This window comes from Pseudomonas sp. RIT-562, assembly GCF_026241895.1.
In the GTDB taxonomy this organism is placed as follows: domain Bacteria; phylum Pseudomonadota; class Gammaproteobacteria; order Pseudomonadales; family Pseudomonadaceae; genus Aquipseudomonas; species Aquipseudomonas mandelii_F.
In genome coordinates, this window is record NZ_JAPJIV010000006.1 from 233,215 (window position 1) to 256,910 (window position 23,696).

Annotated in this window: 22 protein-coding genes; 12 read left to right on the forward strand and 10 right to left on the reverse strand. The window is 60.2% G+C overall.

Features of this window, described 5'->3' with window-relative positions; translation table 11 throughout:
* The first annotated feature begins 2 nt into the window (after positions 1 to 2).
* From ORL50_RS10750 to fabI, 4 genes are read left to right on the forward strand one after another with little or no spacing between them, the layout of a single operon-like run.
* Entirely contained in the window at positions 3 to 1,076 is a 1,074-nt protein-coding gene (locus tag ORL50_RS10750; RefSeq protein ID WP_266013865.1) for a microcin C ABC transporter permease YejB, read from the forward strand.
* Position 1,077: 1 nt separating this feature from the next.
* Positions 1,078 to 2,097, forward strand: a complete 1,020-nt coding sequence (locus ORL50_RS10755) for an ABC transporter permease (RefSeq protein WP_045061610.1) — start codon at positions 1,078 to 1,080, stop codon at positions 2,095 to 2,097.
* Between the two features lies 1 nt (position 2,098).
* Positions 2,099 to 3,709, forward strand: coding sequence for an ABC transporter ATP-binding protein (locus tag ORL50_RS10760; RefSeq protein ID WP_266013868.1), 1,611 nt, complete (start codon positions 2,099 to 2,101; stop codon positions 3,707 to 3,709).
* A 21-nt stretch (positions 3,710 to 3,730) separates the two neighbouring features.
* Entirely contained in the window at positions 3,731 to 4,525 is a 795-nt protein-coding gene (gene fabI / locus ORL50_RS10765) for an enoyl-ACP reductase FabI (protein WP_266013871.1), read from the forward strand.
* 54 nt (positions 4,526 to 4,579) lie between these two features.
* Here the strand turns inward: fabI and ORL50_RS10770 are convergent, their stop codons facing one another.
* From ORL50_RS10770 to ORL50_RS10795, 6 genes are all read right to left on the reverse strand, one after another.
* Entirely contained in the window at positions 4,580 to 5,182 is a 603-nt protein-coding gene (locus ORL50_RS10770) for a GGDEF domain-containing protein (RefSeq protein ID WP_266013874.1), read from the reverse strand.
* Positions 5,183 to 5,256: 74 nt separating this feature from the next.
* On the reverse strand, positions 5,257 to 5,835 hold the full coding sequence (locus ORL50_RS10775; protein WP_266013877.1) for a hypothetical protein: 579 nt from the start codon (positions 5,833 to 5,835) through the stop codon (positions 5,257 to 5,259).
* 1 nt (position 5,836) lies between these two features.
* The gene (locus ORL50_RS10780) at positions 5,837 to 8,005 is read right to left on the reverse strand and encodes a xanthine dehydrogenase family protein molybdopterin-binding subunit (protein WP_266013880.1); all 2,169 of its coding nucleotides are present in this window, start codon (positions 8,003 to 8,005) and stop codon (positions 5,837 to 5,839) included.
* 20 nt (positions 8,006 to 8,025) lie between these two features.
* Entirely contained in the window at positions 8,026 to 8,481 is a 456-nt protein-coding gene (locus ORL50_RS10785) for a (2Fe-2S)-binding protein (protein WP_008038243.1), read from the reverse strand.
* Positions 8,482 to 8,580: 99 nt separating this feature from the next.
* Positions 8,581 to 9,735 carry an NnrS family protein gene (locus ORL50_RS10790; protein ID WP_266013887.1) on the reverse strand — a complete coding sequence of 385 codons (1,155 nt, stop codon included), beginning with the start codon at positions 9,733 to 9,735 and terminating at the stop codon, positions 8,581 to 8,583.
* On the reverse strand, positions 9,735 to 9,983 hold the full coding sequence (locus ORL50_RS10795) for a transmembrane sensor/regulator PpyR (protein ID WP_266013890.1): 249 nt from the start codon (positions 9,981 to 9,983) through the stop codon (positions 9,735 to 9,737). The genes ORL50_RS10790 and ORL50_RS10795 overlap by 1 nt, the downstream gene beginning before the upstream one ends.
* A 223-nt stretch (positions 9,984 to 10,206) precedes the next feature.
* Here ORL50_RS10795 and ORL50_RS10800 point away from each other — a divergent pair, with 223 nt between their 5' ends.
* Entirely contained in the window at positions 10,207 to 11,049 is an 843-nt protein-coding gene (locus ORL50_RS10800; protein WP_266013893.1) for a helix-turn-helix transcriptional regulator, read from the forward strand.
* On the opposite strand, the gene ORL50_RS10805 is transcribed toward ORL50_RS10800, so the two are convergent.
* Complete coding sequence (locus ORL50_RS10805) at positions 11,031 to 11,618, reverse strand: LysE family translocator (protein WP_266013896.1); 588 nt, start codon at positions 11,616 to 11,618, stop codon at positions 11,031 to 11,033. The genes ORL50_RS10800 and ORL50_RS10805 overlap by 19 nt on opposite strands.
* A 149-nt stretch (positions 11,619 to 11,767) precedes the next feature.
* Here ORL50_RS10805 and ORL50_RS10810 point away from each other — a divergent pair, with 149 nt between their 5' ends.
* Complete coding sequence (locus ORL50_RS10810; protein ID WP_266013898.1) at positions 11,768 to 12,871, forward strand: bifunctional transcriptional activator/DNA repair enzyme AdaA; 1,104 nt, start codon at positions 11,768 to 11,770, stop codon at positions 12,869 to 12,871.
* Positions 12,872 to 12,876: 5 nt separating this feature from the next.
* Positions 12,877 to 13,494, forward strand: a complete 618-nt coding sequence (locus tag ORL50_RS10815) for a DNA-3-methyladenine glycosylase family protein (RefSeq protein ID WP_266013900.1) — start codon at positions 12,877 to 12,879, stop codon at positions 13,492 to 13,494.
* A gap of 350 nt (positions 13,495 to 13,844) precedes the next feature.
* Here the strand turns inward: ORL50_RS10815 and ORL50_RS10820 are convergent, their stop codons facing one another.
* Positions 13,845 to 14,453 carry a MiaE family protein gene (locus ORL50_RS10820; RefSeq protein WP_266013903.1) on the reverse strand — a complete coding sequence of 203 codons (609 nt, stop codon included), beginning with the start codon at positions 14,451 to 14,453 and terminating at the stop codon, positions 13,845 to 13,847.
* A 160-nt stretch (positions 14,454 to 14,613) separates the two neighbouring features.
* Between ORL50_RS10820 and ORL50_RS10825 the strand changes: the two genes are divergently transcribed.
* The gene (locus tag ORL50_RS10825; RefSeq protein ID WP_266013906.1) at positions 14,614 to 15,477 is read left to right on the forward strand and encodes a universal stress protein; all 864 of its coding nucleotides are present in this window, start codon (positions 14,614 to 14,616) and stop codon (positions 15,475 to 15,477) included.
* A gap of 107 nt (positions 15,478 to 15,584) precedes the next feature.
* On the opposite strand, the gene ORL50_RS10830 is transcribed toward ORL50_RS10825, so the two are convergent.
* Positions 15,585 to 16,055 carry a DUF1289 domain-containing protein gene (locus ORL50_RS10830; protein WP_010459705.1) on the reverse strand — a complete coding sequence of 157 codons (471 nt, stop codon included), beginning with the start codon at positions 16,053 to 16,055 and terminating at the stop codon, positions 15,585 to 15,587.
* 408 nt (positions 16,056 to 16,463) lie between these two features.
* Here ORL50_RS10830 and acnB point away from each other — a divergent pair, with 408 nt between their 5' ends.
* Entirely contained in the window at positions 16,464 to 19,073 is a 2,610-nt protein-coding gene (acnB, locus tag ORL50_RS10835) for a bifunctional aconitate hydratase 2/2-methylisocitrate dehydratase (RefSeq protein WP_266013981.1), read from the forward strand.
* 161 nt (positions 19,074 to 19,234) lie between these two features.
* On the opposite strand, the gene ORL50_RS10840 is transcribed toward acnB, so the two are convergent.
* Positions 19,235 to 20,515, reverse strand: coding sequence for a serine/threonine transporter (locus tag ORL50_RS10840; protein ID WP_266013921.1), 1,281 nt, complete (start codon positions 20,513 to 20,515; stop codon positions 19,235 to 19,237).
* A 260-nt stretch (positions 20,516 to 20,775) separates the two neighbouring features.
* On the opposite strand from ORL50_RS10840, the gene ORL50_RS10845 reads away from it, so the two are divergent.
* The 3 genes from ORL50_RS10845 to ORL50_RS10855 all read left to right on the forward strand — a co-directional run bounded on the left by ORL50_RS10845 (position 20,776) and on the right by ORL50_RS10855 (position 23,664).
* Positions 20,776 to 21,360: a TetR/AcrR family transcriptional regulator gene (locus ORL50_RS10845; RefSeq protein WP_266013923.1), complete on the forward strand. Its 585-nt coding sequence runs from the start codon at positions 20,776 to 20,778 to the stop codon at positions 21,358 to 21,360.
* Between the two features lie 127 nt (positions 21,361 to 21,487).
* Positions 21,488 to 22,453 (forward strand): 2-hydroxyacid dehydrogenase, encoded by a 966-nt coding sequence (locus ORL50_RS10850; RefSeq protein WP_266013925.1) that lies wholly within the window; start codon positions 21,488 to 21,490, stop codon positions 22,451 to 22,453.
* Between the two features lie 143 nt (positions 22,454 to 22,596).
* The gene (locus tag ORL50_RS10855) at positions 22,597 to 23,664 is read left to right on the forward strand and encodes a phosphotransferase family protein (RefSeq protein ID WP_266013927.1); all 1,068 of its coding nucleotides are present in this window, start codon (positions 22,597 to 22,599) and stop codon (positions 23,662 to 23,664) included.
* Positions 23,665 to 23,696: the final 32 nt, after the last annotated feature.

Sequence of the window (23,696 nt, forward strand, 5' to 3'; positions counted from 1 at the left end):
AGATGCTGGCGTACATTTTTCGGCGACTGCTGCTGATCATCCCGACCTTGCTGGGCATTCTGCTGATCAATTTCGTGATCATCCAGGCCGCCCCCGGCGGACCGGTAGAGCAGATGATCGCCAAGCTCGAGGGCTTCGAAGGCGCCACCAGCCGCATTGCCGGCGGCGGCGCCGAAGTCTCGGTGGCCGGCTCCGCCTATCGCGGCGCCCAGGGCCTGGACCCGGCGCTGGTCAAGGAAATCGAGCACATGTACGGCTTCGACAAATCGGCGCCGGAACGCTTGTGGATCATGATCAAGAACTACGCAAAGCTGGATTTCGGCGACAGTTTTTTTCGCGACGCCAAGGTCATCGACCTGATCAAGGAAAAGATGCCGGTCTCGATCTCCCTGGGGCTGTGGAGCACCCTGATCATGTACCTGGTGTCGATCCCCCTGGGAATCGCCAAGGCCACGCGGCACGGCAGCCATTTCGACGTATGGACCAGTTCGCTGATCATCGTTGGTTACGCGATCCCGGCCTTCCTGTTCGCAATCCTGCTGATCGTGGTGTTTGCCGGCGGCAGCTACTTCGACTGGTTCCCGCTCAGGGGCCTGACTTCCAACAATTTTGATGAACTGACCACCGCCGGCAAGATCCTCGACTACTTCTGGCACCTGGCGCTGCCGGTGACGGCGCTGGTGATCGGCAACTTCGCGACCATGACCCTGCTGACCAAGAACAGCTTCCTCGACGAAATCAACAAACAGTATGTAGTGACCGCCAAGGCCAAGGGCCTGACCAACCACCGCGTGCTGTACGGGCACGTATTCCGCAACGCCATGCTGCTGGTGATTGCCGGTTTCCCATCGGCGTTCATCGGGATTTTCTTCACCGGGTCATTGCTGGTGGAAGTGATCTTCTCGCTCGATGGATTAGGCCTGATGAGCTTCGAAGCCGCGATCAACCGCGACTATCCGGTGGTATTCGGCACGTTGTTCATCTTCACCCTGCTGGGGCTGGTGGTGAAGCTGATCGGCGACCTCACTTACACCTTTGTCGATCCGCGCATCGACTTCGAAAGCCGGGAGCATTGAGATGAATCTGTCCCCGCTCAATCGCCGGCGATTTGAACTGTTCAAGGCCAACAAGCGTGGCTGGTGGTCGCTGTGGCTATTTTTGGTGTTGTTCGGCTTGAGCCTCGGCGCCGAATTGATCGCCAACGACAAACCGCTGGTGGTGCACTACGACGATGGCTGGTACTTCCCGGCACTCAAGCGCTACCCGGAAACCACTTTTGGCGGCGAATTCCCCCTGGAAGCCAACTACAAGAGTCCTTACATCCGCGAACTGCTCAAGGCCAAGGATGCCTGGGTGCTTTGGGCGCCGATCCCCTATAGCTACCAAAGCATCAACTATGACCTGAAAGTCCCGGCACCGGCGCCGCCTTCAGCAGACAACCTGCTAGGCACCGACGACCAGGGCCGCGATGTGCTGGCCCGGGTGATCTACGGCTTTCGCATCTCGGTGCTGTTCGCCCTGACCCTGACCATTCTCAGCTCGATCATCGGCGTGATCGCCGGGGCCTTGCAGGGTTTCTATGGCGGTTGGGTGGACCTGGCCGGGCAGCGCTTCCTGGAAATCTGGTCGGGACTGCCGGTGCTCTACCTGCTGATCATCCTCGCCAGTTTCGTCCAGCCCAACTTCTGGTGGCTGCTGGGGATCATGCTGCTGTTCTCCTGGATGAGCCTGGTGGACGTGGTCCGTGCCGAGTTCCTGCGTGGGCGCAACCTCGAATATGTGCGCGCGGCCCGGGCGCTAGGGATGCAGAATGGCGCGATCATGTTCCGCCACATCCTGCCCAACGCCATGGTCTCGACCATGACCTTCATGCCGTTCATCCTGACCGGCGCCATCGGCACCCTCACCGCCCTCGACTTCCTGGGCTTCGGACTGCCACCTGGCGCGCCGTCCCTGGGTGAACTGGTGGCCCAGGGCAAATCCAACCTGCAAGCGCCGTGGCTCGGTATGAGTGCGTTTGCGGTGCTGGCGCTGATGTTGAGTTTGCTGGTGTTCATCGGCGAGTCCGCTCGCGATGCCTTCGACCCGAGGAAGTGAAATGAATCAGGACAATCTGATCGAAGTGCGCGACCTGGCCGTGGAGTTTGTCGTCGGCGAGCGAGTCCAGCGAGTAGTCGAAGGTGTCAGTTTCGACATCAAACGCGGCGAGACCCTGGCATTGGTTGGCGAAAGCGGCTCGGGCAAATCGGTCACCGCCCATTCGATCCTGCGGCTGCTGCCCTACCCGCTCGCCCGGCATCCGTCGGGCACCATCGAATACTCGGGCCAGGACCTGCTGAGCCTGAAGGAAAAAACCATCCGGCATATTCGCGGCAACCGGATTGCGATGATCTTCCAGGAGCCGATGACCTCGCTCAATCCGCTGCATTCCATTGAAAAGCAGATCAATGAAGTGCTGGGCATCCATAAGGGCCTGGTCGGCAAGATCGCGACCAAGCGCACCCTGCAACTGCTGGAGATGGTCGGCATTCCCGAGCCGCACAAGCGCCTCAAAGCCCTGCCCCATGAATTGTCCGGCGGCCAGCGCCAGCGGGTGATGATCGCCATGGCCCTGGCCAACGAGCCGGAACTGCTGATCGCCGACGAACCCACTACGGCGCTGGACGTCACGGTGCAGCTGAAAATCCTCGAATTGCTCAAGGAATTGCAGGCCCGGCTGGGCATGGCGCTGTTACTCATCAGTCACGATTTGAACCTGGTGCGAAGAATTGCGCACCGAGTATGTGTCATGCAGCGCGGTTGCATCGTCGAACAGGCATCGTGCGAAGAATTGTTCCGCGCGCCGCAGCATCCTTACACTCGGGAACTGCTGGCAGCGGAGCCCAGCGGCAAGCCGGCGACCAACGTAATTGGCCCGCCATTGCTGCAGGTCGAGGACCTGAAAGTCTGGTTCCCGATCAAGAAAGGCTTGCTGAAAAAGACGGTTGACCATATCAAGGCGGTCGACGGCATCAATTTCAGCCTGCCCCAGGGACAGACCCTGGGGATCGTCGGAGAAAGCGGTTCCGGCAAATCGACCCTCGGGTTGGCGATCTTGCGGCTGATCGGTAGCAAAGGCGCGATCCGTTTTGAAGGCAAACAGCTAGACTGCCTGACGCAGGCTGAGGTTCGACCGCTGCGGCGGGAGATGCAGGTGGTGTTTCAGGACCCGTTTGGCAGCCTGAGTCCGCGGATGTGCGTAAGCCAGATAGTTGGCGAAGGCCTGCGGATCCACAAGATGGGTACCGAAGCGGAACAGGAACAAGCGATTATTGCGGCATTGAAGGAGGTAGGCCTGGACCCGGACACCCGGCACCGCTACCCCCACGAATTTTCCGGTGGGCAGCGGCAGCGAATCGCCATTGCCCGGGCTTTAGTGCTAAAACCGGCGTTGATTTTGCTGGACGAGCCGACTTCGGCCCTCGACCGCACCGTGCAACGCCAGGTGGTGGAGCTTTTGCGTTCACTGCAAACCAAGTACAACCTGACGTATCTGTTTATCAGCCATGACCTGGCTGTCGTCAAAGCGCTGAGCCACCAGCTGATGGTGGTCAAGCATGGCCAAGTGGTCGAACAGGGAGACGCGCAAAGCATTTTTGCCGCCCCCCAACATCCGTATACACAGCAGTTGCTGGAAGCCGCTTTCCTGGCTCCAGCCACTGCGCAATAACCTGAAAGAGAGGAGCAACACATGGGTTTTCTCGCCGGTAAGCGCGTACTGATCGTCGGTGTCGCCAGCAAGCTGTCCATCGCATCCGGCATCGCTGCCGCCATGCATCGCGAGGGCGCTGAGCTTGCCTTCACTTATCAGAACGACAAACTCAAGGGTCGTGTCGAAGAATTCGCCCAAAGCTGGGGTTCCAAACCGGACCTGTGCTTCCCGTGCGACGTGGCCAGCGATGAAGAAATCGCCAAGGTTTTCGTTGAGCTGGGCAAGAAGTGGGACGGCCTGGATTGCATCGTGCACTCCGTCGGCTTCGCCCCGGGCGACCAGTTGGATGGCGACTTCACCGAAGCCACCACCCGTGAAGGTTTCCGCATTGCCCACGACATCAGCGCCTACAGCTTCGTAGCCCTGGCCAAAGCCGGTCGCGAAATGATGAAAGGCCGCAATGGCAGCCTGCTGACCCTGTCGTACCTGGGCGCCGAGCGCACCATGCCGAACTACAACGTAATGGGCATGGCCAAGGCTTCCCTGGAAGCTGGCGTACGTTACCTGGCCGGCTCCCTGGGCCCGGACGGCACCCGCGTCAACTGCGTATCGGCCGGCCCGATCCGCACCCTCGCCGCTTCCGGCATCAAGAACTTCCGCAAGATGCTGGCCGCCAACGAAGCGCAAACCCCGCTGCGTCGCAACGTCACCATCGACGAAGTCGGCAACGCCGGCGCCTTCCTGTGCTCGGACCTGGCGTCCGGGATCAGCGGCGAAATCATGTATGTCGATGGTGGTTTCAACACTACCGCGATGGGCAGCCTGGAAGAGTAATCTTCGGTCAGCCATTAAAAAACCCGCCTGTTCAGGCGGGTTTTTTTTGTGTACTCAAGCACAGCAACGTCCTTGACGCTGCAATCCCTCAAGCGCAGCCATCAGACACGCCATGGTCCTGTGGATGCCTGAGGCAAATTCGACCTGTTCGATACTGAAGCAAATATCGTAGCCGCCACGGGCCGGGGCGACACGCTCATCGAGCATCTCCTGCAGGCGGGCCCGAATGCCCGCCACTTCAACTGCACTGGAACCGGTCAACAGCACCGCAAACTCGGCGCCACCGACGCGTCCAACCACATCACTTTCGCGAAAGGCAATGCGCAGCACGTCGGCGAAGGTTTTCAAGGCTTTGTCGCCTTCTTCACGGCTAGTCTGTTGGAAATACCCGAGGTCGAAATACAGCAGAGTCACAGGCTGTTCCTGCCGCTGGCATTCATCCAGCCACAACTGCGCCAGCACCTTAAAGCCGTGCAGGTTAGGCAGCAGGGTCAGCTCATCCATGCTCGCCATCTGCACCGCTGTTAGCTGTTGCTCGAACTCACGTGCCAGTTCGCGCATCCGTTCGCGGTGCTGAACGGCAATATCGAGGACCTTGTGCCCTCGCGCAGAATCTACGCTGGGCCCGGATTTACCCGGCTTGCCTGAAACAACCATCAGTCGCTCCGTTGAAGGGTATGTTCATTAGAGGCACCCTTACCCGGATTGACTCCCCGTTATGTGACCGACGGTCAGATGCCCTGAGCCGGGCACGGCCCTCCCGCTTCAGCCCACAACTTGAACTGCGCGACAAAAATATCGTGCGGCACCGGCACCGGCGCCCGGCCGGCTCCTGGATTCCAGCCCCAGAGCACCAGCTTGTCGTCGCTGACATGTTTGATCAACGCGGCGAAATCACGATCACCGTTGGCGGAACGATCCTTGATCATTGCGCACAGCTGATCGGCGGGCAGGCCGATCCAGGCCATCTTGTGAGCAGCGGGCGGCAAGCTCCAATGGGGCGCACCAGGCGGCGTGTTGGGGCCGTAGCTGGCCGGCGGGTTGGACTCGGCGTGGCAGGTGGCGCAGGGTAAACCTGCCGCCCCCTTGCCGTCCAGACCGCGCACGACATTCATCGCATGGGGAGTTCCAGCGTCAAATTGCAGAGGTGAATCCCCCGGAATGTGGCAGTTCTGGCAACGCGAGCTCTGGAAGACTTTCTGCACGGTTTCGAAGGCCTTGATTGCCTCCTTGTCATCGGCAAACAGGTCCTCGGCATAGGCCACCAGACCAACCAGCATCACCACGCCCAGCACCAGATGTCGTTTCATCTCACACCCCCGACAGTTGCAGCGGCAGTTCCCGCAGGCGTTGCCCGGTCAGGGCGAACACCGCGTTCGCCACCGCCGGCGCTGTCGGTGGCACCCCCGCTTCGCCGATGCCTCCAGGCTTATCGGTACTGGGCACGATATGCACTTCCACCCTGGGCATTTCATTGAGCCGCAGCACCTGGTAGTCGTGGTAATTGGATTGCTGCACCTTGCCGTTCTTGAAGGTCAGCTTGCTGTGCAAGGCGAAGCCCAGGCCGAAGGCGATACAGGACTCCATCTGCGCCGCGATGCTCTGCGGGTTGACCGCAATCCCGCAGTCCACTGCGCAGACCACCCGATGCACACGAATTGCCAGATTGTCCTGGGACACCTCAGCTACCTGGGCGACATAACTGCCGAATGACTCGTGCACTGCCACTCCCAGAGCGTGGCCATCCGGCAGCGGCGCGTTCCAGTTGGCTTTTTCCACCGCCAGGTTCAGCACGCCAAGATGCCGCGGATGGTCCTTGAGCAGGGCTCGTCGATATTCCACCGGATCCTTGTCCGCCGCTTCGGCCAGTTCGTCGATCAGCGACTCCATGACAAACCCGGTATGGGTATGCCCGACTGAGCGCAACCACAGCACATTGATCCCGGTCTTGGGCGAGTGCAGTTCAACCTGATGGTTGGCCAGGTTCGCCAGATAAGGACTGTCCGCCACGCCTTCGACAGAGGTCTTGTCGATGCCGTCCTTGACCATGCTCGCCGCAAGCATGGTATCGGCCATGATCGACTGGCCGACCAGCACATGCTGCCAGGCCATGGGCAACCCTTGCGAGTCCAGGCCGATGCGCGCCTGATGCAGGAATGCCGAACGGTAATAGCCGCCACGGATATCGTCTTCGCGGGACCACACGGTCTTCACCGGCGAGCCTGCCGCCTTCGCCACCTCGACCGCCTCAGCGACAAAATCCGAAGTCGGATTGGCCCTTCGGCCAAAGCCACCCCCGAGGAACTCGGTATGAATCTCGACCTGCTCGGGCTTCAGCCCGGTGATTTTCCCGGCGATCATCTGGTCCAGGGTCTGGAACTGCGTACCGGTCCAGATCTCGCACTTGTCCTGGGTGATTTTAACTGTGCAATTGAGCGGTTCCATCGGCGCGTGGGCCAGGTAGGGCACGCTGTACTCGACATCGATGGTTTTCGTCGCCTTGGTCAAGCTGCCCTTGGCATCCCCGGCTTTGCTGGCGGGCAAGCCGGGGGTCGCCGCCAGTTTGCGGAAACTCTCCAGCAGCTGCTGGCTGTCCAAGCCGGTGTGGGGCCCCAGGTCCCAATCGATCTTCAGCGCATCGCGCCCCAGCTTCGCCGCCCAATAGTGCTCGGCGATGACCGCGACTCCGCTGGGCACCTGCACCACCTTATGCACGCCCGGTATCGCCAGCGCCTCGGCGCCCTCGAAAGATTTGACGCTGCCACCGAACACCGGCGCCCGCGCCACCATGGCCGTCATCAGGCCCTCGAACTGCACGTCCATACCGAATCGGGCCCGGCCAGTGATTTTCTCAGGTGTATCCAGGCGCTTGGTGGGCTTGCCGATCAGTTTCCAGTCCTTGGGTTCCTTGAGTTTGATCGAAGCGGGGTCCGGCACCGGCAACTTGCCGGCCTCATCGGCCAGCTCGCCGTAAGTGGCCTGGCTGTCACCGGCAATGACCACGCCCGATTCGGTACGGATCGTCGAAGGCGCGACGTTAAATCGCTTGGCCGCCGCGTCAATCAGCATCAAGCGCGCCGCCGCACCCGCTTGGCGGTAGCGATCGAATTCCATCCAGGTCGAGGTCGAGCCGCCGGTGATCTGCATCCCGCCAAAGCCGGCCAAGCCGTAATCGGCGGCCGACGCCGGGGAATGCTCGACCAGGATTTTCGACCAGTCGGCGTCCAGCTCCTCGGCGATCAACATGGTCAGGCCGGTCCAGATGCCCTGGCCCATTTCCGAGTGACCGAGCAGCACGGTAACCCTGTTGTCATTGCCGATTCGCAAGAACGCATTTGGAGCGAACACGTTGCCCTGATTTTCCGCGCCCATGGCGAAGCGATGCGCGCCAGGAATGACAAATGCCACCACCAGCCCGCCACCCAGCATGGCACTGCCCTTGAGAAACCCGCGACGGGACAGCGTGTGGTTACCGTTCATGTCCTGCCCTCCCCAGTTCATCAACCAATGTCGGCTGCACGTTTGACTGCCGCGCGGATTCGCGGATAGGTGCCACAGCGGCAGATATTGCCGGACAGCGCCTGGTCGATATCGCTGTCGGTGGGCTTGGGGATTTTTGCCAGCAGGGCCGCAGCAGACATTATCTGCCCGGACTGACAGTAGCCGCACTGGACCACATCGAGTTCGGCCCAGGCTTGCTGCACCGGATGGGAGCCGTCAGTGGACAAGCCTTCGATGGTGAGGATCTTCTGCCCGTGGGCCACCGCTGTGGCGGGGGTAATGCAGGAGCGCAGCGGCGCGCCGTCGACGTGCACGGTACAGGCGCCGCATTGCGCCATGCCACAGCCGAATTTGGTGCCTGTCAGGTGCGCGACGTCCCGCAGCACCCAGAGCAACGGCATGTCTGCAGGGACATCCAGGGCCTGGTCCTTGCCATTGATGTTCAGCGTCAGCATCGCGGATTTCCTCAGTGTCAGCGCACTCGGGTTATCCCTACAGCTAAGCGCAAAATAGCGCGCGAGACCGGCGCATCGACCACCGGTCATGCCACTGAGCTAAACCCTGGCCCGCAACAATATGCCGGTGTAGCTGAGCAGAAACAGCATGAAGGCCGCGCACCAGAACAGCGCTGACAGGCCAAGGCCGTTGACGGAAAACGGTACGACCAGCACGCGGCAGACGCCCGCAACCATCAACAGGGCAAACCCTGCAACAATGCTTTTTGCAGGTTTGAGCGCACGCCCCGTATGCCCCAGGCTGACTCGCGCAATCATCGCCAGGATCAATCCGCCGATACCCCCGACTGCCAGGGAATGGCTGGCAAGACTCTGCTGCGCCAGCACACCGGCATGCCACAGCAGCATGGCGGCTGCAGCGACTAGCAGCCAGGCATAGGCCAGGTACAACGACCAGAGCAACGGCACCCGCCAGATACCCCGATCATGCCAGCGCCAAAGGCGCAGCAGATGCAAACCCGTGATCAGCAGGAACAGGCCTGCCAGCCAGGGCCTGGGCTGGTCGTTCAGGCCAGCAGCGTATGACAGGGCGGCAAGCAACCCTGCAACGAGCAGGACGCGAGTGGGCCAGGGGCTGGTCACCGGCACCGGCGGACGATTCAAACCACGCTGGATGAAGAACGGAATTACACGTCCGCCAATCACAGTCATCAGTGCCCCGACCAGCCACAGTGCAGCCAATGCTCCGCGCCGTTGCAGTTCGATGTTGTCAGTCGACATGCCTGCCAACGTCATCCATTGGCAGCCTGCCAGCAGCGCGATCACCAGCAGGATCGGATAGTTGTCGCGCTTGCCAGCCTTCACCAGGTCCAGGCCGATGAACCAGGCCAGCAATGGCAGGAAGGGAATCTGAAGAATGACCAACAGTGGGGACAAAAGCGGTATCAACCACGCCAGTCGCGCCAGCAGCCACACCAGAACCAGGCCGATCAGGGGCCAACCGTGCAGGCCTGGGCGACCGGTCCAGTTGGGCACCGCGGTCAGCAGGAATCCGGCGATAATTGCCGAGGCGAAGCCGAACGGCATCTCATGCCGATGCCAGGCCAACATCCCGCCCACGGGCTGGGCCCCGGGCAGCCGGCCATACAGCCACAAGGCCCAGACCGCGACGGCAATGGTCGCAAAAACGGCGCCACCGAGAAAAAACGGGCGAAACCCGAGGCTGAACAGCGGTGCCGAGGTCTGTGGGCGCATCAAGCAGCTACCGCCGCCAGGCGCTGACCCAGGCGATGCTGGGACAACAGGCGCATGACGTAGCCAATTTTCAACAAGGTGGGTCCAACAATGGTCATGGCATGCATCAACACGAGGACCGGGATTGGCAAGGGCCCGTGGTACAGATAAGCGCCATAGATGCCGGCCAGCAACAGGGCCAGGCCGGCGCCGAGGATTCGGCTCGACAAGTGCAGGACATTGTGTGGATTGCTGAAGAAAGTGAACATTTTCCGGTACTCCTGAAGTTGTTCTGGGTACCGGGGATGTATCAAGGGTCGTGCCAGTTTTTCCCGCTTTGAAAATCAATAGGCTACGGCTGATCGGGTCATAATGACAATTTACCGATAGGTCATTATGACTCGAAGAATAGTCGAAAGGACTGCATAAAAATTGTCGGCCTTATTTGCATGAGACATTAAACTCGTAGGCTGACCTGCCAAGGATTCGAACATGAAACGCGCAGCTGCCAGGAATGCCGCTCAAGCCCCTCAATTCTGGCGCGACGACGCCCTGCCCTTTATCGAGGCGCGCTCCATCGCCGACGGCCGCGAGGTGTGTTACTCGCGCCATTCCCACGAGCATTTTTCGATTGGCGCAATCACAGCCGGGCGCAGCACCTATCTCCACGAACAGGCGCAGTTCGAGGTCAGCGTCGGGACCGTGGTGTTGATGAATCCTGGCGATGTGCACGCCTGTAATCCGATCGACAACCAGCCCTGGTCGTACCTGATGTTTTATGTCGATACCGCCTGGCTCACCGACCTGCAGCACCAATTGGGCTTCAGCCCGAACCTGGCGTTCCGCCGCTTTGGCCTGACGCATTCAAGCGATGCCAAACTGTTTGAGGGGCTGGTCGGGTTGTACGAGTTGTTGCTCGACACCCAACAGGACAACCTGCAAAAGCACAGCGCTCTGATCGAATTTTTCAGCGAGCTGCAGTTGCGGCTGAACCCGGCAGGCCAACCAGTGCGTGAACCCAATTTCAAACTGGAGCGGGCAGCCGATTTCATTAGCGACAACTGCACTCAACTGCTCAAGCTGGATGAGATATGCGCGGCCGCTCAGTTATCGCCGTCCTATCTGATCCGCGCCTTCAAGCAGCATTACGGCATGACGCCGCACTCCTTCCTGATCAATCGCCGGATCCAGTTCGCCCAGGACCGCCTGCGCAAAGGCCAGCTGATTGCCGATGTCGCGCTTGAAGCGGGATTTGCCGACCAGGCGCATTTTCAGCGGGCATTTAAACAACATCTGGCCGCGACCCCTGGCCAGTATCAAGGCAACAACAGATAACCGGCACTCACCGCCAACAACGCAGCCATTCCCCGATTGAACAAACGCATGCCTCGCGGGTTATTCAAATACCCGCGCAGAAACGTCCCGGCATAGGCCCAGCACCCGACCGACAGATAACAAACCACCAGATACACCGCCGCAAATTGCCAGACCAGACGCGCCTCACCATCAGCGACAAACGCCCCCATGCCAGCCACGCAGGCCAGCCAGGCTTTCGGATTGAGCCACTGCATAACCGCTCCGTAGAGCATCGAGGGCGCGCGGGCGCAATTACTGGCATCCAGTCGACCATCGTCAGTGGCCAGCTTCCACGCCATGAACAATAGGAAAGCTACGCCCGCCATCTGCACCACTTGCGTCAAAGCCGGCCATTGCTGCAGCACCTCGTGCAAACCCAGCCCCATCAACACCAGCAACAACACAAAACCCAGCGTCGCGCCCAGCACATGACGCTGACTGGCGAGCAGGCCAAATTGCGCACCGGAACTCAAGGCCACAATATTTACCGGTCCCGGGGTGATCGAAGCCACCAGCGCAAACGCGGCCATGGAAACAAGCAGACTCATCGCAAACCTCTTCACTCGGTTGAATTAGCCCCAGAGTAAAAAAGCGCTGCCAGCGAGTATTGAACAAAACACCCCTCACGCCCGGTACGAACGAATTCTTTGTCGATTTACCGGTGGAGCAGCCGCCCGGCGCGCCCTATGCTCACTCCATGAACCTACAAAACACATCGCTACCGCCACACAACGAGATGGTCCGCGCCATGCTTGAACGTGACACGGCCTATGAAGGCGTGTTCTTCACTGCGGTCAAGACCACCGGGATCTTTTGTCGCCCCAGTTGCACGGCACGCAAACCGAAACCGGAGAATGTCGAGTTCTTCGCCCATGCCGATGAATGCCTGTCGGCAGGCTACCGTGCCTGTCTGCGCTGCAAGCCACTGGACGCCGCTGCCATTGCGCCGGACTGGGTGCAACAGCTGCTGACTGCGGTGGACGCTACCCCGGATCGGCAATGGTCCGACGCGCAGCTGCAAGCTGAAGGCATCGAGCCGCTGAAGCTGCGGCGCTGGTTCAAACAGCATTTCGGCATGACCTTCCACGCCTGGCTGCGCACTCGTCGCCTGGGCATGGCGCTCGGCGGTATCCGGCAGGGGGAATCCATCGACAACGCCGCGTTCGATTCGGGTTACGAGTCTTTGAGCGGCTTTCGCGAGGCTTTTCAAAAGTCATTCAACATCACCCCAGGCCGAGCGGCCAACAGCGAGCCGCTGCTCTTCACCCGGTTGACGACGCCACTGGGACCGATGATCGCCATGGCCGAGCGGCGCGGGCTGGTGCTGCTTGAGTTTCTTGACCGACCGGCGCTGACCCGGGAGGTCGAATCCCTGCAAAACCGTTACGGTTACGCAGTAGCCCCTGGGCATAACGCGCACTTGCGCCAGATCGAAGCCGAACTGGCGCACTATTTCGCCGGCACGCTGTGCGAATTCAAGGTGGCGCTGCATTTGCCAGGCAGTGAATTTTTCCGCCAAGTGTGGGCCGAGCTGGTCAAGATCCCCTACGGCCAGACCAGTACTTACGGCGCCATTGCCGCAACCCTGGGCAAAGCCGGCGCCAGCCGCGCTGTTGGCTTGGCCAACGGACGTAACCGGGTGTCGATCGTAGTGCCTTGCCACCGGGTGATTGGCGCCGATGGCTCGTTGACCGGCTATGGCGGCGGTCAACCGCGCAAGGCGTTCCTGCTGCGCCTGGAGAACGCCGCACTGCAGCTCAGCCAGTTAAGCCTGCCGGGCATGACACGCGAAGAGGCATGAGGGCGATGCACGAAAACTGGACCGCTGCCACCGAATTTCTCGCCGGTATCGACGACGACTGGCGTCAACATATCGATGCCATCGGCCCTTGCCTGCATCAGCCGCATCCGGCGCGCGATCCCTATGAATCGCTGGTGCGTTCGATCGCCTATCAGCAACTGCATGCCAGGGCCGGTGACGCGATCATCGGGCGGTTATTGGCGCTGTTTCCCTCGGGGACTTTTCCGCGTCCGCAGCAGATCATCGCCACTGAGTTCGATGCGCTGCGCAGCTGTGGTTTTTCAGCCAGCAAGATCTCGACCATTCAGGGCATTGCCCACGCCGCATTGAGTGGCGTGGTGCCGGATTACGCCACCGCAATGACGATGGACGACGAGGAACTGATTGAGCGCCTGATCACCTTGCGCGGAGTCGGCCGCTGGACGGTCGAGATGCTGCTGATCTATGGCCTGGAAAAACCGGATATCCTGCCCGCCGATGATTTTGGCGTGCGTGAGGGATACCGGCGGTTGAAGCGGCTTGAATTGCAACCGACCCGCAAGCAGATGATCGAGATTGGCTTGGCGTGGAGTCCATACCGGACCGTGGCATCGTGGTATCTGTGGCGAGTGCCTGCCAGGTAGACCGCGTCATCGTTGATCGCAGGCAAGCCCGCAGCCCGAATTGTTTGCGCAGATCGGTGATCAATTGAAGTTGGTCGCCACTGGCGACGCGATATTGGTGCCGGTCGAAACGCACTGACTGAAGCTTTGAGGTATTCGGTGGTGCTGCCCTCATCGCGAGCAGGCTCACTCCTACACGGATTCGGGTGTAGGCGGGATTTGGGTACGGCGCAACTCCGTATGAGCCTGGCTTGCCGGCGATGGCGATTTTGCGGACGCCATCGCAGGCTCACTCCAACAGGAGTTCGGCGTCAGGCACAAATCCTGTAGGAGTGAGCCTGCTCGCGATGGCGGTCTAACTGCGCCCAGGTCTATAAGCTAGCCGGCACGCCGCTGTGAAAGCGGAATTCCACATCCGGCGATTCGATCAGCTCTTGCTCCGCAGTCCGCACTCGGTCGATCACCTGTGCAACATCCTTGGCATCCCCATACTGGTAAGCCAGTTTCAGATAACCCTGGAAATGCCGCGCTTCGCTTTTCAGCAGGCCGAAATAGAACTTGCCCAGCTCCTCGTCCAGATGTGGCACCAGGGCTTCAAACCGTTCGCAGCTGCGCGCTTCGATGAAAGCCCCCACCACCAGGGTGTCCACCAGTTTCACCGGTTCATGGCTGCGCACCACCTTGCGCAAACCCGAGGCATAACGCCCGGCGGACAGTTGACGCAACTCGATCTTGCGCTTTTTCATCAGGCGCATGACCTGCTCGTGGTGCACCAGCTCTTCCCGGGCCAGGCGCGACATCAGGTTGATCAAGTCGACGTGGGAGTGATACTTGGCGATCAGACTCAACGCTGTGCTGGCCGCCTTGAATTCGCAGTTCTTGTGGTCGATCAACAGGGTTTCCTGATCGGCCAGCGCGGCTTGAACCCAGCCGTCGGGGGTGCGGCAGCCGAGGAACTCGTGAATTTCGGGAAGGATCATGGGGCTCACGGATAGAAGGTACAAAACGAAGGGCGCCGATTATACCGGCCTGCCGCCAGACCACCAGTCGCTTACCGTTGATATGCATCAAGTCCCGGATACGCGGGCAGCAACTATAGTTGTCCAACGCAGTATTTTTCCTTTCGCGGAGATCCCGATCATGCAAGCCATTCGCAGCATCCTGGTGGTCATCGAGCCTGAGCACTCGGAAAGCCTGGCACTCAAACGCGCCAAATTGATTGCGGGCGTGACCCAAGCGCACCTGCACCTGCTGGTGTGCGACCGCAAGCACGATCATGGCGGCATGCTCGGGGTGCTCAAGGCGGCATTGCTGGAGGATGGCTACAGCGTCACCACCGAGCAGGCGTGGAATGAGAGCCTGCATGAAACCATCATCGAAGTGCAGCAGGCTGAAGGGTGCGGCCTGGTGATCAAGCAACATTTCCCCGACAGCCCACTGAAAAAAGCCCTGCTGACGCCGGCAGACTGGAAACTGCTGCGTCACTGCCCTACCCCGGTGCTGCTGGTTAAAACCGCCAACCCGTGGAAGGACGGGGTAGTGCTCGCGGCGATTGATGTCGGCAATACCGATCTTGAACACCGGCACCTGCATGCCACCATCATTGATTATGGCTACGACATCGCCAGCCTGGCCAAGGCCCGCCTGCATGTGATCAGCGCCCATCCGTCACCCATGCTGTCGTCGGCGGACCCGACGTTTCAGCTCAGCGAAACCATCGAGGCGCGCTATCGCGAACAGTGCCGGGCATTCCAGGCCGAGTTCGAGATCGAGGACGATCGCCTGCATATCGAGGAAGGACCGGCGGATGTGCTCATACCGTTCATGGCGCACAAGCTGCACGCGGCAGTCACCGTGATTGGCACGGTAGCGCGGTCGGGGTTATCCGGGGCGTTGATCGGCAACACCGCCGAGGTGGTGCTGGACTCGCTTGAGAGTGATGTACTGGTGCTCAAGCCGCGGGAGATTGAGGATCATCTGGAGGAGATGGTGTCCCATCACTGAGCCTTAGCAGCGCCTGGACGATTGCCATCGCGGGCAAGCCTTGCTCCCACATTGCGTTCGCTGAAGATCATTGTGGGAGCAAGGCTTGCACGCGATGCTTTTCCGGCTTAGCCGCCGAAGGCGTCCTTCAGGAAACCGGGCGCGATGTAGCGCTGGTAATGCGCCTCCGACAGCAAAAAGAACTCCCGATCAATCGCATCGCGCAGTTCCGGCAGGTTCCAGTCGCGAAATTCCGGCATCAGCACCATTCCGTAGGCCTCCAGGTTGTTGATCACTCGGGCGCCCCGGGCGATCAGCTGATAGGCCCAGCAATATTCCGACTGGTGCGGCACGAAGCGAATCTTGCGCTGTTCCAGCTGCAGGCGCAGGCGCTGGGGGTCGAAAATCTCCAGTTTGCTGGCCATCACCTGGGACAACAGCTGCTCCAGACGCAGCCACACTGCGCGTTTCTCCTCCTCGTTGTAACCGTTCCAGTTGATCACTTCGTGGTGGAAACGCTTGCAGCCACGGCACACCAGATCACCGTAAACAGTGGAGCAGAGGCCGACGCAAGGGGTCTTGATGGTCTGATTGGGCATAGGTAAGAAGAACACGGGAAAGCAGAACAGGTCGGCATGTTAGCCCTTTGTCTAACATTCATCACCCCTCAAAGTTCCCGAGCCAACTTACCTTTAATTTTTTTTTGCCGTAGAATCAGCCAGCCTTTTAAGGCGCCAATGTCCGTTAGAAGCTGTTTTCAAAGCGTCACGAGCACAGTCGTTCCTTCAGAGCGGTGTTGGCGAAGGGTTTTTCCAGCGGGGAAAAGCCTAACGCCAACCCTCATCAGCTCCCCGTTCTGCAGGCGTAAAACTTTGAAAGCAGCTTCTGTAAGGAATTGTCGGTAATTCTGGCTAAGCGGCCCACAACGCCACGCAGCGCATGAGTACGGCAATTTCGGGATGAGCGTCCCGGACACCCATTTGGGACCACTGATGAGGGTAATAACTGTGCTTGAAGCCTACCGCAAACATATCGAAGAGCGTGCAGCACTGGGTATCGTTCCCCAGCCGCTAAACGCCGAACAAACTGCAGGCCTGGTCGAGCTGCTGAAGAATCCCCCGGCTGGCGAAGAAGCTTTCCTCGTTGACCTGATCACCAATCGCATTCCACCAGGCGTGGACGAAGCGGCCTATGTAAAAGCCGGTTTCCTGTCTGCCCTTGCCAAGGGCGAAGCCACTTCCCCCCTGATCGACAAGAAGCGCGCTGTTGAACTGCTCGGCACCATGCAAGGCGGCTACAACATCGTGACCCTGGTCGACCTGCTCGACAGCGCCGAACTGGCCCCTGTCGCTGCCGCCCAACTCAAGCACACCCTGCTGATGTTCGATGCGTTCCACGACGTCGCGGAAAAAGCCCGTAACGGCAACGAACACGCCAAAGGCGTGATCCAGTCCTGGGCTGACGGCGAGTGGTTCCGCAACCGTCCGACCCTGGCCGACAAGATCAGCCTGCGCGTGTTCAAGGTTACCGGCGAAACCAACACCGACGACCTGTCCCCTGCTCCGGACGCGTGGTCGCGCCCAGACATCCCGCTGCACGCCCTCGCCATGCTGAAAATGGCCCGCGACGGCATCGTGCCGGACGTCCAGGGTGTTACCGGCCCGATGAAGCAGATCGAAGAAATGCGCGGTCAAGGCTTCCCGATCGCCTACGTCGGTGACGTGGTCGGTACCGGTTCTTCGCGTAAATCCGCTACCAACTCGGTACTGTGGTTCTTCGGCGACGACGTTCCTTATGTTCCGAACAAGCGTGCTGGCGGTTTCTGCTTCGGCAGCAAGATCGCTCCGATCTTCTACAACACCATGGAAGATGCCGGCGCACTGCCAATCGAATTCGACGTCACCAACATGCACATGGGCGACGTGATCGACCTGTATCCGCATGCTGGCAAAGTCTGCAAGCACGGCACTGACGAAGTCCTGACCACCTTCGAAATGAAGACTCCGGTACTGTTGGACGAAGTTCGCGCCGGCGGCCGTATCCCGCTGATCATCGGTCGCGGCCTGACCGACAAGGCGCGTGCCGAGCTGGGCCTGGGCCCAACCGACCTGTTCAAACTGCCTGAAGCACCTGTCGACACCGGCAAGGGTTTCACCCTGGCACAGAAAATGGTCGGCAAGGCCTGCGGCCTGCCAGAAGGCAAAGGCGTTCGTCCAGGTACTTACTGCGAACCGAAGATGACCACCGTCGGCTCCCAGGACACCACCGGTCCAATGACCCGTGATGAACTCAAAGACCTGGCGTGCCTGGGCTTCTCGACCGATCTGGTGATGCAGTCCTTCTGCCACACCGCGGCCTATCCAAAGCCGATCGACGTGACCACCCACCACACCCTGCCAGACTTCATCATGACCCGCGGCGGCGTTTCCCTGCGTCCGGGCGACGGCATCATCCACAGCTGGCTGAACCGCATGTTGCTGCCGGACACCGTCGGTACCGGTGGTGACTCGCACACCCGTTTCCCAATGGGCATTTCGTTCCCGGCCGGTTCTGGCCTGGTAGCGTTCGCCGCTGCCACCGGCGTCATGCCGCTGGACATGCCGGAATCGATCCTGGTGCGCTTCAAAGGCAAAATGCAACCAGGCGTCACCCTGCGTGACCTGGTTCACGCCATTCCTTATTTCGCGATCCAGGCTGGCCTGCTGACCGTTGAAAAGAAAGGCAAGAAGAACGCTTTCTCCGGCCGCATCCTGGAAATCGAAGGCCTCGACGACCTGAGCATCGAACAGGCTTTCGAGCTGTCCGACGCCTCGGCCGAACGTTCGGCTGCCGGTTGCACCATCAAGCTGTCGAAAGAGTCGATCACCGAGTACCTGAACTCCAACATCACCCTGCTGCGCTGGATGATCGGCGAAGGCTACGGCGATGCGCGTACCCTGGAACGTCGCGCTCAAGCGATGGAAGCCTGGGTTGCCAACCCTGAGCTGATGGTTGCCGATGCTGACGCCGAATACGCTGAAATCATCGAGATCGACCTGGCCGACATCAAGGAGCCTGTGCTCTGCGCGCCAAACGATCCGGATGACGCCCGTCTGCTGTCCAGCGTTGCTGGCGAGAAGATCGACGAAGTGTTCATCGGTTCGTGCATGACCAACATCGGTCACTTCCGCGCTGCCGGCAAGCTGCTGGATCAGGTCAAGGGTCAGCTGCCAACTCGCCTGTGGCTGTCGCCGCCGACCAAGATGGACGCCCACCAACTGACCGAAGAAGGCTACTACGGCATCTACGGCAAGGCTGGCGCACGCATGGAAATGCCGGGCTGCTCGCTGTGCATGGGTAACCAGGCACGTGTAGAGCCAAATTCGACTGTTGTGTCGACTTCGACCCGTAACTTCCCGAACCGTCTGGGTGACGGCGCGAACGTTTACCTGGCTTCGGCTGAGTTGGCGTCCGTTGCTTCCATCCTGGGTCGCCTGCCGACCGTCGAGGAGTACATGGAATACGCTGGCAAGATCGACAGCATGGCGGCTGATGTTTACCGCTACCTGTCCTTCGACCAGATCGCCGAGTTCCGTGAAGCTGCAGCGAACGCCAACATCCCGGTCGTTCAAGCCTAACGTTGCAACGCAATAAAAAACGCCGCCCATCGTGAGATGAGCGGCGTTTTTTTATGCCCTGAAATCAAAAGATCGCAGCCTTCGGCAGCTCCTACCCGTGCGCGCAAATCTCTGTAGGAGCTGTCGAGAGAAACGAGGCTGCGATCTTTTGACCTTGCTTGTCAGGCACTCAACGAATAGATCAACGCCGAAATAGCCACCAGGCCCACCGCTGTCACAAACACGTTCGACGCCTGCCCACGATAGCGCGCCATTGCCGGCACCTTGCGAATCGCGTACATCGGCATCAGGAACAGAATCGCTGCAATGATCGGCCCGCCGAGGGTCTCGATCATCCCCAGGATGCTCGGGTTCCACGTGGCCACAATCCAGCAGACCACCAGCATGAATGCCGCCGTCATACGGTCCAGGGTCTTGGGCGCCGGACGCTTGCCGCTCTTGACGATCAGCCCCTTGAGCCCTTCACTCGCGCCGATGTAATGGCCCAGGAACGACTTGGAGATCGCCACGAAGGCAATCAGTGGCGCAGCAAAGGCGATGGTCGGATTGCTGAAATGGTTGGCCAGGTACGACAGGATCGACAGATTCTGCGCCTTGGCTTCGGCCAATTGTGCCGGCGACAGCGTCAGCACGCAGCTGAACACGAAGAACAGCACCATCAGCACCATCAAGGCATGCGCGCGGGACAGGATCTGCGAGCTGCGCTCTTCGGCGTGTTCACCGTAGCGGCGTTTCTGATCGACCGCAAAAGCCGAGATGATCGGCGAGTGATTGAACGAGAACACCATCACCGGAATGGCCAGCCATAGGGTATGCAGCAGTGCCGAAGGCGCCGGCACTGTGGTGGCGGTCGCAAGGATGCCGCCATTCCAGTGCGGAATCAGGAACACCGCCAGGAACAGCAGCGCGACGATGAACGGATACACCATCAGGCTCATCGCCTTGACGATCACCTGTTCGCCGCAACGCACGACCGCCAGCAGACCGAGAATCAGCACCAGCGACAGTACCGCGCGCGGTGGCGGCATGATGTGCAGTTGATGCTCGAGGAAACTGCCCACGGTGTTGGTCAGCGCCACACTGTAGATCAGCAGGATCGGAAAGATTGCGAAGAAGTACAGCAAGGTGATCAGCGCGCCAGCCTTGATCCCGAAATGCTCTTCAACCACCTCGGTGATGTCGGCGCCTTCGCGCCCGGACAATACGAAGCGGGTCAGGCCACGGTGCGCGTAGAAGGTCATGGGGAATGCCAATACCGCAAGAATCAGCAGCGGCCAGAAGCCGCCCAGCCCCGCGTTGATCGGCAAAAACAGTGTGCCGGCACCGATCGCCGTGCCGAACAGGCCCAGCATCCAGGTGGTGTCATGGCGATTCCAGCCTTCAAGGCTGGTGGGTTTCGCCGCTACATAGCGCTCGTTGACGCTATTGGCCTGATCATTCATCCGGTGGATCTCCGCATTCCGGTCAGTTGCTACCCGGTCAGGGCGAGTCGGAAAAACCCGACAGGCAGCGCCCTGGCCGAAACAGGGGCGCGATTGTCCGGGATTAATGAACAGAAGCAAAGACTTAGCTGAGGAGCGGTGGTGCGGATCAGACGCTTGGACGGATATTCCTCGCCCTCAACGGCTTGAAACACTATATTTAAAGTTCTGCCGTCATGTATTTTGCCCTAAGTCTACCGCCTTAACCGTGCGAGCCGCCCATGCCCCGAGTTTCCCGCAAGCAAGCCGAACTCAATCGCGAAATAATCGTGGAAGCCGCCACCCACCTGTTGCGCGAGCGCGGTTTGCATGGGGTCAGCGTGATCGACGTAATGGCAGCGGCGGGCCTCACCCATGGCGGGTTCTACGGGCATTTCGAATCCAGGGAGGCCCTGGCGCAAGAAGCCAGCGGCCGGGCGTTTGCACAGTCGCTGCTGCGCTGGCAAGAGCGCATGGCCGCCCAGCCCGACAAGACTGCCGCACGCCGGGCAGTGATCGAGCCCTACCTGTCTGCCGCCAGCCGCGACAATCCGGGGGACAGCTGCCCGGTCGCGGCGTTCGTCGGCGACATGTGCCACGAACCCGTTGAGAGTCCCGTGCGCGCCACCTTCATCGAAGGCCTCGAGTCCCTGCTCGAGACCCTCGTGACGCTGGTCGATGGCAGTGATGATGAGCAAAAACGCCAACAGGCACTGATGCAATATTCGCTCATGGTCGGCGCCCTGACGCTGGCCCGTGCAACTCGCGGCGATCCGCTGTCGGATGAAATCCTGCAGGCGGCCACATCCTTTCTCACAACGTCATAGCCTTCCCCTGACGCTCCGCTATGATCAATGAAGGACCGTGACCTTCGGTCAAACCAAAGTGTCCCGGCGCCCGCAGCCTCAAGCGACGTTCGAGCCCCCGACTTCATGATGCCCAAAGGAGCCAAGCATGCCCGCAACCGTTCTGGTACTGGTCGAAACCATCAATGACTACCTTCCCATTCTCGAACAACAGGGCTTTCACCTGATTCTGGCCCCTACCCCTGCCGAACGCTCCGCCGCCATCAGCCGTCATGGCGCGCAGATCGACGCCGTGCTGACGCGCGGTCCGCTGGGCCTGTATGCCGATGAAATCAACGCCCTGCCCGCCCTGAAGATCATTTGCGTGATTGGCGCCGGCTACGAACACGTCGACCTGCAGGCAGCGGCCGACCGCGGCATCACTGTCACCAACGGTGCCGGGGTGAATGCGTCTTCGGTGGCCGACCATGCCATGGCGATGTTGCTGGCGCTGGTCCGCGACATCCCGCGCTGCGACGCCGCCGTGCGTCGGGGCGAGTGGCCCAAGGTCATGCGTCCGTCGCTTGCGGGAAAACGCTTGGGCATCCTCGGCCTCGGCGCCGTCGGCATGGCTATCGCCAAGCGCGCGTCCAATGGCTTCGACATGACCATCAGCTATCACAACCGCCAGAACCGCAAGGATGTGCCCTACGACTTTTGCTCGACGCCGACCGAGCTGGCCCGTGACTGCGACTTTCTAGTCGTCGCGACGCCAGGAGGAATCGGCACCCGGCATCTGATCAACCGGCAGGTGCTCGATGCCCTGGGCGCCAATGGTTTTCTCGTCAATATCGCCAGGGCCAGTGTGGTCGCCACGGCCGACCTCATCAGCGCGCTTGAGCAACGCAGGATTGCCGGGGCTGCGCTGGATGTATTCGACGCCGAACCCCGGGTCCCCGATGCGCTCAAGTCCCTGGCCAACGTGATCCTCACCCCACATGTCGCCGGGCTGTCCCCGGAAGCGACCCAAGGCACGGTGGAGCTGGTCGGGCGCAACCTGGTGGCATTTTTCTCCGGCGAGCCGGTGCTGACGCCCATCAACCTGCCCAGCGGCCTGAGCATTGCGGTGCTTTGAGACAATTCAAACAGGTGTATCAAAAACAATGATTGCCCGGCAACACGCTCACCTATAAGGGCGGTTCGTGGTTGTGGGCGTCAGGAGTGCGGATTAGATTAGCCAATAGTTTCAGGCCTCCAGAATAAGCAGAAGGGATAAGCATGGCGCTTACTGACCAATCCACACCTATTCGCAGCGGCGAAGAACTCGATGCCAGCCTGATCGATCCTTACCTCAAGGCCCACATTCCGGGCCTGAGTGGCCTGCCCACCATCAGCCAGTTCCCCGGTGGCGCCTCCAACCTCACTTACCTGCTGGAATACCCCGGGCAGGAGTTCGTCCTGCGGCGCCCGCCGTTTGGCCATAAGGCCAAGTCCGCCCACGACATGGGGCGCGAGTTTCGCATCCTCAATCAACTGCGCGACGGTTTTCCGTACTGCCCCAAGGCTTATGTGCATTGCGTCGACGAATCGGTGATAGGCGCCGAGTTCTATGTGATGGAGCGGGTCAAGGGCATCATCCTGCGTTCCGAGTTACCGGCGGAACTGGGACTGGATTCAGCCAGGACCGAGGCCCTGTGCAAAAGCTTCATCGACAAATTCGTCGAGCTGCATCGAGTCGATTACCAGGCTTGCGGCCTGGGTGACCTGGGTAAACCAGAAGGTTATGTGGCGCGGCAGATTCGCGGCTGGAGCGATCGGTATGAAAAAGCCCTGACCCCGGACGCACCAAAATGGGAAGCGGTGAAGGCCTGGCTCAACGACAAGATGCCAGCTGATCACCCGACCTCAAGCATCGTGCACAACGACTATCGCTTCGACAACGTGATCCTCGACCCGAACAATCCGATGCAGATCATCGGCGTGCTGGACTGGGAGCTCACCACCCTCGGCGACCCGCTGATGGACCTGGGCAACACCCTCGCCTACTGGATCGAAGCCGGCGATCCGCCGCCCGTACAACTGATGCGCCGCCAGCCGAGTCATGCCCCCGGCATGCTTACCCGGCGTGAATTTGTCGACTACTACGCCGAGCGAGCCGGCCTGCAGATCGACAATTTCGACTTCTACTACACCTACGGCCTGTTCCGCCTGGCCGGCATCGTGCAACAGATCTACTACCGCTTCTTCCATGGCCAGACCCAGGACAAGCGCTTCGCACAGTTCATCCACATGAACAAACTGCTGGAGCAAATGAGCCTGCAGGTGATTGCCAAATCCAGCCTCTGATTGCGCCCTGGCCCAATAACAAGACTCTTTAT

Excerpts from the sequence above, each read along its gene's own strand:
- ORL50_RS10825 (WP_266013906.1), top strand. The coding sequence starts at position 14,614 with ATGCAAGCCATTCGCAGCATCCTGGTGGTCATCGAGCCTGAGCACTCG.
- ORL50_RS10750 (WP_266013865.1), top strand. The coding sequence starts at position 3 with ATGCTGGCGTACATTTTTCGGCGACTGCTGCTGATCATCCCGACCTTG.
- ORL50_RS10795 (WP_266013890.1), bottom strand. The coding sequence starts at position 9,983 with ATGTTCACTTTCTTCAGCAATCCACACAATGTCCTGCACTTGTCGAGC.
- ORL50_RS10810 (WP_266013898.1), top strand. The coding sequence starts at position 11,768 with ATGAACCTACAAAACACATCGCTACCGCCACACAACGAGATGGTCCGC.
- ORL50_RS10785 (WP_008038243.1), bottom strand. The coding sequence starts at position 8,481 with ATGCTGACGCTGAACATCAATGGCAAGGACCAGGCCCTGGATGTCCCT.
- ORL50_RS10780 (WP_266013880.1), bottom strand. The coding sequence starts at position 8,005 with ATGAACGGTAACCACACGCTGTCCCGTCGCGGGTTTCTCAAGGGCAGT.
- ORL50_RS10770 (WP_266013874.1), bottom strand. The coding sequence starts at position 5,182 with ATGGTTGTTTCAGGCAAGCCGGGTAAATCCGGGCCCAGCGTAGATTCT.
- ORL50_RS10840 (WP_266013921.1), bottom strand. The coding sequence starts at position 20,515 with ATGAATGATCAGGCCAATAGCGTCAACGAGCGCTATGTAGCGGCGAAA.
- ORL50_RS10800 (WP_266013893.1), top strand. The coding sequence starts at position 10,207 with ATGAAACGCGCAGCTGCCAGGAATGCCGCTCAAGCCCCTCAATTCTGG.
- ORL50_RS10760 (WP_266013868.1), top strand. The coding sequence starts at position 2,099 with ATGAATCAGGACAATCTGATCGAAGTGCGCGACCTGGCCGTGGAGTTT.
- ORL50_RS10850 (WP_266013925.1), top strand. The coding sequence starts at position 21,488 with ATGCCCGCAACCGTTCTGGTACTGGTCGAAACCATCAATGACTACCTT.
- ORL50_RS10775 (WP_266013877.1), bottom strand. The coding sequence starts at position 5,835 with ATGAAACGACATCTGGTGCTGGGCGTGGTGATGCTGGTTGGTCTGGTG.
- fabI (WP_266013871.1), top strand. The coding sequence starts at position 3,731 with ATGGGTTTTCTCGCCGGTAAGCGCGTACTGATCGTCGGTGTCGCCAGC.
- ORL50_RS10845 (WP_266013923.1), top strand. The coding sequence starts at position 20,776 with ATGCCCCGAGTTTCCCGCAAGCAAGCCGAACTCAATCGCGAAATAATC.
- ORL50_RS10755 (WP_045061610.1), top strand. The coding sequence starts at position 1,078 with ATGAATCTGTCCCCGCTCAATCGCCGGCGATTTGAACTGTTCAAGGCC.
- ORL50_RS10790 (WP_266013887.1), bottom strand. The coding sequence starts at position 9,735 with ATGCGCCCACAGACCTCGGCACCGCTGTTCAGCCTCGGGTTTCGCCCG.
- ORL50_RS10855 (WP_266013927.1), top strand. The coding sequence starts at position 22,597 with ATGGCGCTTACTGACCAATCCACACCTATTCGCAGCGGCGAAGAACTC.
- ORL50_RS10820 (WP_266013903.1), bottom strand. The coding sequence starts at position 14,453 with ATGATCCTTCCCGAAATTCACGAGTTCCTCGGCTGCCGCACCCCCGAC.
- ORL50_RS10805 (WP_266013896.1), bottom strand. The coding sequence starts at position 11,618 with ATGAGTCTGCTTGTTTCCATGGCCGCGTTTGCGCTGGTGGCTTCGATC.
- ORL50_RS10815 (WP_266013900.1), top strand. The coding sequence starts at position 12,877 with ATGCACGAAAACTGGACCGCTGCCACCGAATTTCTCGCCGGTATCGAC.
- ORL50_RS10830 (WP_010459705.1), bottom strand. The coding sequence starts at position 16,055 with ATGCCCAATCAGACCATCAAGACCCCTTGCGTCGGCCTCTGCTCCACT.